This is a genomic window from Nocardioides sp. (assembly GCF_036374615.1).
Classification (GTDB): domain Bacteria; phylum Actinomycetota; class Actinomycetes; order Propionibacteriales; family Nocardioidaceae; genus Nocardioides.
Genome location: NZ_DASUTK010000119.1, coordinates 20,997 through 28,388, shown reverse-complemented (window position 1 = coordinate 28,388; position 7,392 = coordinate 20,997). Strand labels below are relative to the sequence as shown.

10 protein-coding genes are annotated in these 7,392 nt (G+C 71.0%); 1 reads left to right on the top strand and 9 read right to left on the bottom strand.

Annotated features, from left to right (window positions below; translation table 11 throughout):
• The 4 genes from VFZ39_RS09780 to VFZ39_RS09765 all read right to left on the bottom strand — a co-directional run.
• The coding region (locus tag VFZ39_RS09780; protein ID WP_330865554.1) for a DEAD/DEAH box helicase at positions 1-395 on the bottom strand (395 nt) is incomplete at its 3' end.
• Positions 392-670, bottom strand: a complete 279-nt coding sequence (locus VFZ39_RS09775; protein ID WP_330865553.1) for a DUF3039 domain-containing protein — start codon at positions 668-670, stop codon at positions 392-394. The genes VFZ39_RS09775 and VFZ39_RS09780, both read right to left, overlap by 4 nt.
• A gap of 24 nt (positions 671-694) precedes the next feature.
• Entirely contained in the window at positions 695-1,258 is a 564-nt protein-coding gene (locus VFZ39_RS09770) for a YqgE/AlgH family protein (RefSeq protein ID WP_330865552.1), read from the bottom strand.
• 68 nt (positions 1,259-1,326) lie between these two features.
• A complete protein-coding gene (locus VFZ39_RS09765) occupies positions 1,327-1,791 on the bottom strand; it encodes a hypothetical protein (protein WP_330865551.1) in 465 nt (154 codons plus the stop codon).
• A gap of 131 nt (positions 1,792-1,922) precedes the next feature.
• On the opposite strand from VFZ39_RS09765, the gene VFZ39_RS09760 reads away from it, so the two are divergent.
• Entirely contained in the window at positions 1,923-2,597 is a 675-nt protein-coding gene (locus tag VFZ39_RS09760; protein WP_330865550.1) for a TetR/AcrR family transcriptional regulator, read from the top strand.
• A gap of 171 nt (positions 2,598-2,768) precedes the next feature.
• Here the strand turns inward: VFZ39_RS09760 and VFZ39_RS09755 are convergent, their stop codons facing one another.
• The 5 genes from VFZ39_RS09755 to VFZ39_RS09735 all read right to left on the bottom strand — a co-directional run bounded on the left by VFZ39_RS09755 (position 2,769) and on the right by VFZ39_RS09735 (position 7,330).
• Positions 2,769-3,794: a DUF3048 domain-containing protein gene (locus VFZ39_RS09755; RefSeq protein WP_330865549.1), complete on the bottom strand. Its 1,026-nt coding sequence runs from the start codon at positions 3,792-3,794 to the stop codon at positions 2,769-2,771.
• Between the two features lie 134 nt (positions 3,795-3,928).
• A complete protein-coding gene (locus VFZ39_RS09750) occupies positions 3,929-4,702 on the bottom strand; it encodes a 3-oxoacyl-ACP reductase FabG (RefSeq protein WP_330865548.1) in 774 nt (257 codons plus the stop codon).
• 79 nt (positions 4,703-4,781) lie between these two features.
• Positions 4,782-5,411, bottom strand: a complete 630-nt coding sequence (locus tag VFZ39_RS09745; protein WP_330865547.1) for a hypothetical protein — start codon at positions 5,409-5,411, stop codon at positions 4,782-4,784.
• 24 nt (positions 5,412-5,435) lie between these two features.
• Entirely contained in the window at positions 5,436-5,870 is a 435-nt protein-coding gene (locus VFZ39_RS09740; protein ID WP_330865546.1) for an HIT family protein, read from the bottom strand.
• Positions 5,871-5,935: 65 nt separating this feature from the next.
• Entirely contained in the window at positions 5,936-7,330 is a 1,395-nt protein-coding gene (locus VFZ39_RS09735) for a M15 family metallopeptidase (protein ID WP_330865545.1), read from the bottom strand.
• Positions 7,331-7,392 lie beyond the last annotated feature (62 nt).

Genomic DNA, 7,392 nt, shown 5'->3' with positions numbered 1-7,392 from the left:
CGCAGCGCGAGCGGGTTGACCGCCACGCCGGCGTACGTGACGGCGATCCCGACGAAGTCCTGTGACGTCCGCCCCTGGCCCGCGCTGTACGTCGGGTCGAGCGGGATGCCGGCGCGGGCGGCGGCCTCGGCCCACTGGTTCTTGAGGTGCTCGGTGGGAGCCACCACGGTGATCCGGTCGACGATCCGTCGGCCGAGGAGCTCGGCCGCGACCGAGAGGGCGAACGTCGTCTTGCCCGCGCCCGGGGTGGCCACGGCGAGGTAGTCACGCGGCGCGCGGCCGACGTAGTCGTGCATCGCCGCCGTCTGCCAGGCGCGCAGCGACGTCGCCGTCCCCCAGGCCGCCCGATCCGGCCAGGCCGGTGAGAGGGGGACCGGCTCGAGCCGTCCCGTCACTCGGAGGAGTCCCCTCCCCCGTCGCCGTCGCCGCCGGGTTTCATCTGTTCCCAGATCTCCTTGCAGGTCGGGCACACCGGGAACTTCTCGGGCGCCCGACTCGGCACCCAGACCTTGCCGCACAGGGCGACGACGGGGGTGCCCATGACCATCGCCTCGGTGAGCTTGTGCTTGTCGACGTAGTGGGAGAAGCGCTCGTGGTCGCCCTCGTCCGTCGGGACCGTACGACGGTCCTCGATCGTGTCGGTGCCGCGCCCGAATCCGAGGAAGCTCATGGTGCCTTCACTCTAGTTCAACGGCTAGTTCAGTTCAGGATCGACGGGCCGAGTGGAGTGCCACGCAAGCTCGCCGGGCTGCCGGCGCAGGACGTCGCGCCAGAGCGTGGCCGGGTCCTCACGGAAGACGTCGGTCGGCGTACCGGGCACGACGTACCAGCTGCCCTCCTCGATCTCGCCGTCGAGCTGCTGGGCGCCCCAGCCCGCGTACCCGGCGAAGATCCGCATCCCGGACAGCGAGCCGTCGATCAGCTCCACGGGAGTGTCGAGGTCGACGACGCCGAGTGGGCCGGACACCTCGCGGAAGCCGACCGGTACGTCGTCGGCGTCGCTCAGCCAGCCGATCGCGAGGGCGCCGTCGGGACTGACGGGACCCCCTTGGAAGAGCACCTCGGGCTCGGCGACGACGTCGCTCCAGCCGGCGAGGACCTCGCTCACCGACACCGGGCTCGGCCGGTTGAGCACCACGCCGAGAGCTCCGTCGTCGTCGACGTCGAGCAGCAGCACGACGGTGTCGGCGAAGTTCGGGTCGATCAGCTGCGGTGTCGCGACCAGCAACATGCCCGGCTGCGGCGTCGCGTCTGACATGTCTCCATCATGACCGACGCCCCTTCACGCTGCAGCCCGCCGGTCCAGGTGGTCCAGCGGGGGCGATCTCAGGCCGCCAGCGCCACGCCCGCTCGGGCGCGATCCTCGATCTCGGCGCCGACCCGGGCCGCCGCCGGATCGCCGAGCGCCGCGCGACCCGCCATCACGGCGAGCAGCTCGTGCTCCTTGCTGGTAGCCACGGTCATTGCCTGGGCCATCTCCGGATCCAGCGGCCGCTCGCGGTGCCGGTCGATGATCGCGCGGACACCTGGCAACTCGCGGGCGGTGGCCCGCCATGCCGTGATCACGGCCTGCTCGAGGCCCAGCGGCTGGTTGCTCAGCTCGCGCTCGATCCGCCCCGCCAGCCGGGTGTGCCAGCGCAGCTGCAGGGCGCCGAGCAGGTCGAGCTGGTCGGCGAACGCACAGGCCACGCCCTCGACGTCCCACGGGAGCGTGCCGTCGGCGCGGGCGTCTGCGACGACGGTCACGTCGCGGAGGATCTCACCGCGGCCGCGGAAGCTGGTCCAGGTCATGGTCTGCTCCTTCACAGGTGGCTCACATACCGTTGGTACGTACTCACAGTACGCAAACATACCAAGGGTATGCAACAGCCGCTGAGTGACGCGCGTCACGGGCGGCATCGGGCCGCCCTAGACTCGGCCGAATGACCAAGGCCACGGTGTCCAAGCTGGTGCCCCGCGTAGGCCCCTCCCGTCGCCAGCAGTACTCCGCTGCGACCCGGGCCGCACTGATCGACATGGGTGAGGAGCTCTTCACCGAGCACGGCTACTCCGCCACTTCCCTCGACGCGATCGTGGCTGGCGCCGAGGTGACCAAGGGCGCCCTCTACCACCACTTCAGCGGCAAGCAGGCCCTGTTCGAGGCGGTCTTCGAGCGGGTGGAAGCGGCGGCGGCGAAGGCCGTGACGGACGCGGTGGAAGGGCATGCTGACCCGTGGGAGAAGGCGCTCGCCGGGCTCCGGGCCTTCCTCGGGGTCGTCCAGCAGCCGACGTACCGCCGGGTCGTGATCCTGGAAGGCCCTGCCGTGCTCGGCTGGACCAGGTTCCGGGAGCAGGCGGAGCGCTCCACGTTCGCCACCGTGCTCGAGATCGTCAGCTCGGTCCTGCAGGCGGGCGGACCGGAGCTCGACGACGCGATGGTGGACACCTTCTCCAGGATCTTCTTCGGGGCGATGTCGTCGGCCGGCGAATGGGTCTCCACCAGTCAGGACCCGAACGCGGCCGCAGCCCGCGTGGAGGCTGCGATCGGTTTCATCCTGGCCGGCATGCGGATGCAGCTGGAGGCCGGCGTCGACGTTGACGACGGCCGGGCCGACTGAGCCGGGGGCTCCGCGCGCGCCTGACCCTGCCATCGCCCCGAAGGAAGCGCGCGAGTCTTGCTTGACGTCAAGCAAACTCGCGAAGGGCCCACCGCGCCTGGCCGAGTGGACACCTTCTCGAGGATCTTCGTCGGCGCGATGTCGTCAGCCGGACCGGCGGCCCCACCACCCCTACTTGAAGGTGACGCCACCAGCCTGCGCGGGCACCAGCTCGATCCACACGTGACCAGCCGGGACCTCGAGGGTGCCCTTCTTGGTCTCCAGCGACAGCGGCTGGTCGAGGCCCTTCTTGCTCCACGTCGCCGTGACGACCCGGCCGTCGTGGAAGAGGAACGCCTTGCCTGTGCCGTCGAGCTTGGTCTCGGGGACCGGGTTGCCGGCGGGGTCGGTGTAGCCGGCGTCACCGACCGGGACGCGCAGCACGAGCACCGAGTCTGCCGGGAACTGGTCGTCGTCGGCGGCGTAGGAGTTCTGGTTGACGTACTGGCCGTCCTTGAAGGTCCAGTTGGTCACGTGGTTGCCGAAGTTCGCCGCCAGCGTGGAGGCCTTCTTGCCCTTCGGCAGGGCCGCGTCGGCGTCGCCCCACGGGAGGTAGTCGTCGGGACGCGCCTCCTCGCGCTCCTTGAACGTGTCGACCAGCTCGGACAGGTCGGCCATCAGGTTGTACGGCGCGCTGCGGTCGCCGGCCCGCGAGAAGCCGGGGGCCCCCTCGCCGTAGAACTTGATGCCGGCGCTGCTGACCCGGTTGATGGTGACTGGAGCCGCACCGCTGGTCACCACCTGCGCGTCGACCGGCGACACGATCCCGATGTCGCTGGCCCGCATCGAGCGGACCGGGCCGACGGTTCCGGGGATCTCCGAGTAGAAGAACACCGCGAGCCGGGTCATGCCGCCCTCGACGAGCTCCTCGACGATCAGGTCGGCCGAGCCGAGCCCCTGCTGCGGGGCGCTGGAGGCCGTGTTGTCGATCTTGGTGACCATCACCGGGTGGGCCTGCGCGGAGCTGTCGTCCCCCTCGACGTCGAGGCCGGTCAGCGGCCAGGTCTGCCCCAGCGTCGAGCCGCCGGCGATCTCCTGGGCCTCAGGGCCCTCCTGCGCCGGCGTCTCCTCGTCGCCGCCGCAGGCGGCGAGCACCAGGCTCGCGGTGAGCAGGGCTGCGGTGGTGGTCAGGGTTCGGTGCGCGCGAGTGAGGCGCATGACAGCTCCGATCAGTGGTTCACGTTCGTGCGGGCTCAAGTGTCCGTGGTGGCCGGTTGCGGGTGGGGAAGGCGCGCCCGGCAATAGTCGACTGAACCACACGAGAAATCGTGGGCCAAATCGACCCGACCGGCTCAGTCGAGCCGGGCTCCGCCGTCGACGTACAGCGTCTGGCCGGTGATGTACGACGCCTCGTCACTGCACAGGAACGTGGCCGCGGCCGCGATGTCCGCCGGCGTACCGACCCGGCGGACCGGGTTGGACTCGGCGTTCATCTTGCGGAAGTCCTCGACCGGGATCCCGAGACGACGGGCCGTGTCGTCGGTCATGTCCGTGGCGATGAAACCGGGAGCGACCGCGTTCGCGTTGATCCCGAAGGGGCCCAGCTCGATGCCCAGCGTGCGGGTGAGCCCCTGGATGCCCATCTTGGCCGCCGAGTAGTTGGCCTGGCCCCGGTTGCCGAGCGCCGAGACGCTCGAGAGGTTGAGGATCTTCCCGTACTTCTGGGCCACGAAGTGCTTCTGGGCAGCCCGGGTCATGAGGAAGGCGCCGCGCAGGTGTACGCCGATGACCAGGTCCCAGTCCTCGTCGGTCATCTTGAAGAGCAGGTTGTCGCGGGTGATGCCCGCGTTGTTCACCAGGATGTGGACTCCGCCGAGCTCGCTGACCACGCGCTCGATCGCGGGCTCGACGCTGGCGGTGTCGCTGACGTCGCACCCGATGCCGAGGTGACTCGTCTTCGGCTTGTCCGCGCCGGGCAGCGCGGCGGCCGCCTTCTTCGCGGCTGACTCGTCGAGGTCGATGACCGCGACCCGGGCGCCCTCGTGCGCGAACCGCTGGGCGATGCCGAACCCGATGCCCCGCGCGGCGCCGGTGACCACCGCGACGCGTCCGTCGAATCGGCCCATGGTGTCTCCTGACGTTCGTGGCTGGTGCATGTGACGACCGGCCACTCTAGAACGCGCGTGGCACCGGGCCGCGGCCGGGTCAGGACGCTGTGGTGAGGGTGTCGCCGACGGTGTCGCCGATCTCGTCGGACTCGCCCCGGTCGGGGGTGCTGACCGTGACCGTCACGATCTCCTCGCCCAGGTCGACCAGGTACGAGACGCCCTCGATGGTCCGGTCCGCGACCGGCAGCGTGTACTCGACGACGGCGGCGTCGCCGGCTCCGGTCTCGGAGTGGCTGACCTCGAGCACCTCGGCGCCGATCGCGGCGAACTGGCTCTCGAGCGCGGCGTCGTCGGGGAGCGCTCCCTGCTGGGCCAGGACGTTGATGTTCGAGAGGAAGCCGTCCTGCGGGCCGTCGCCGTCGACGAGGAACAGGTCGACGCCGCTGATCGTCTGGTCGAGCTGCTCCGGGGTGAGACCCAGGCCCTCCGCGAGGTTCGCCTTCTCGGACTTCGGGATCTCGGCGTCGTTGGGATCGAGGGACTTCCAGCCTTCGGGCGCCTCGAACGCGACTCCGGCGGCGCTCACCTCGTTGGCGGCGCTCGCGCTGCTGCCGTCGCCGTCACCGGAACCCTGAGCCTGCTCGTCGGAGCCGCACCCCGCGAGGGCGAGGACGGCGGCCAGGAGCACCGGGACGACGGCGCGGTGCACGCGTGAGGACCGAGACATGGGGCTCACCCTAGGCGCAGAAGCTCACGGATCGTGCAGGGACGCCCGGATCCGGGCGGCGTAGTCGGCCGCCTCCTCCTCGTCGGCGTACTTGGTGCGCGGCCAGAAGAAGCCGCGCAGCCCGTCGCCCTTGGTCCGCGGGACGACGTGCAGGTGGAGGTGGGGCACCGACTGGCTCACCGTGTTGTTCACCGCCACGAAGCTGCCCTGGGCGGCGAGCGCATCCTTCATCGCCGTGGCCAGCCGCTGGGCCAGCGCGAGGAAGCCGTCACGCATGCCGGCGGGCAGGTCGGGGAGGGTCTCGAAGTGCTGCCGCGGCACGAGGAGGACGTGACCCTTGAACACCGGCCGCCGGTCGAGGAAGACGACGTAGTCGTCGTCCTCGTGGGCGGTGTGGGCGGGCGTCTCCCCCGCCACGATCGCGCAGAAGACGCAGGGCGTCGTACCGCTCGCAGCCACGGCCAGCATCGTAGTGCGCGAGTGTCAGAGGTCCGGCACGTCGACGGGAGCCGTCCCGGCCCAGGTCAGTGGCAGACGGTCGTGCCGCACGCGCGCGGCACGATCACCCGGCCGTTGCCTGCCGGTACGTCGAAGTGCTGGGCGTCCCCCGTGCCGTAGGTCCAGCGGAACCCGTGCGCGAGCATGATCTGGACCACCGCGTGCTCCCGCGACCGCCAGGCGACCCGCGCGTGCGACCGGCTGGGCCACCATGCGTTGGGCACCCAGCCGTGGGAGGACCGGTACGGGTTCTCCCAGGTGTTGAGGTCGAGCGACCGGCCGTAGGAGTGGGGCGAGCGGACGCCCGGCCTTCCGACCACGTCGCGACAGTTGAACGCCGAGGTGTTACCGGCTGCCATCGACTTGTAGTCGTCGGCACCCTGGACCCGCTTCGACCAGCCGAACCGGTCGACCCGGTACATCGACCGGATCGGCAGCCCGCTGGCGTACATCGCGACCAGCGCGCCGCGCATGTTGTCGACCGCGTCGGCGCGAGCGACCAGCTCTCCGCGATACCGGTAGCCGTCGTAGCCCCAGTAGTTGATGCGCAGCAGCCGTAGCCCGCCGCGTCCGACCGGGCAGCCGCGGTGCCATGACCGACCGGTCATCTGCCGCCAGATCCGGCGCGGGATCCGGGTCACCGTCGGGTTTGCCTCTTCGCCCGTCGCCCGGTCCTGGCGGGGCAGCCTCACCCGCGGCCGCGGGGCGCGGGCCGGCAGTCGCACGCGCTTCCCCGGCGGGAGGTTGTCGATCCGGTGGACACGGCTGCGGTCCCCGCTCACCCAGTCGAGACCAGGAGCCGTGGCCCGCCACCGCGTGTCCTGGCGTGGCGTGACCTCGACGGACGCGACTCCGTCACCACCCGTGCGCACGCGGCGGAACTTCTTCCAGGCGTCGCTGCCGTTACGACGCCACAGCTGCACCCGGCCGGGGACGGCGATGCCGGTGCGCGTGCGCCAGCGGACGCGGATCTGCACCGCCTGCTCGTCCACGACCCGGTCCGGTCCGCCGACCGACACCACTCCCTCGCGACGCTTCATCGGAGCGCGGTACCGACCACTCCGCGCGGCTTCGTGCAGCTCGTCGCCGTCGTATGTCGCCCGGAACACGTTGTCCTCGGCGTCCCGTGCGACGGTCTGGTCGACGCGCGCCCGGCCGACGCTGTCGGTCACCAGCGTCTTCACGGTCGTCCACGACCCGTTGACGCGGCGTTCCAACAGGACCTCGGCGGCTGCGACGGGGGCGTCGTCCTGCTGCTGGACCAGTGTCACGACCACGGGCGTCTCGAGGTCGGCGTAGCGCGGTTCGGCCTGCACGCTCAGAAGCGTCGGTGCCGGGACCGCTGCCGCCCCCTGCGCCGGCGCGGCACCGATCGCGAGCGTGACGGCGAGGACGAGCGTTCCGAGGCGGCCCAGCGGCATGCGCCCGATTGTGCCTGTCCATCACCCCGCGCGGGCACAGGAGGACCGCGTGTCAGCGGGCC

Excerpts from the sequence above, each read along its gene's own strand:
- VFZ39_RS09775 (WP_330865553.1), bottom strand. The coding sequence starts at position 670 with ATGAGCTTCCTCGGATTCGGGCGCGGCACCGACACGATCGAGGACCGT.
- VFZ39_RS09770 (WP_330865552.1), bottom strand. The coding sequence starts at position 1,258 with ATGTCAGACGCGACGCCGCAGCCGGGCATGTTGCTGGTCGCGACACCG.
- VFZ39_RS09765 (WP_330865551.1), bottom strand. The coding sequence starts at position 1,791 with ATGACCTGGACCAGCTTCCGCGGCCGCGGTGAGATCCTCCGCGACGTG.
- VFZ39_RS09760 (WP_330865550.1), top strand. The coding sequence starts at position 1,923 with ATGACCAAGGCCACGGTGTCCAAGCTGGTGCCCCGCGTAGGCCCCTCC.
- VFZ39_RS09755 (WP_330865549.1), bottom strand. The coding sequence starts at position 3,794 with ATGCGCCTCACTCGCGCGCACCGAACCCTGACCACCACCGCAGCCCTG.
- VFZ39_RS09750 (WP_330865548.1), bottom strand. The coding sequence starts at position 4,702 with ATGGGCCGATTCGACGGACGCGTCGCGGTGGTCACCGGCGCCGCGCGG.
- VFZ39_RS09745 (WP_330865547.1), bottom strand. The coding sequence starts at position 5,411 with ATGTCTCGGTCCTCACGCGTGCACCGCGCCGTCGTCCCGGTGCTCCTG.
- VFZ39_RS09735 (WP_330865545.1), bottom strand. The coding sequence starts at position 7,330 with ATGCCGCTGGGCCGCCTCGGAACGCTCGTCCTCGCCGTCACGCTCGCG.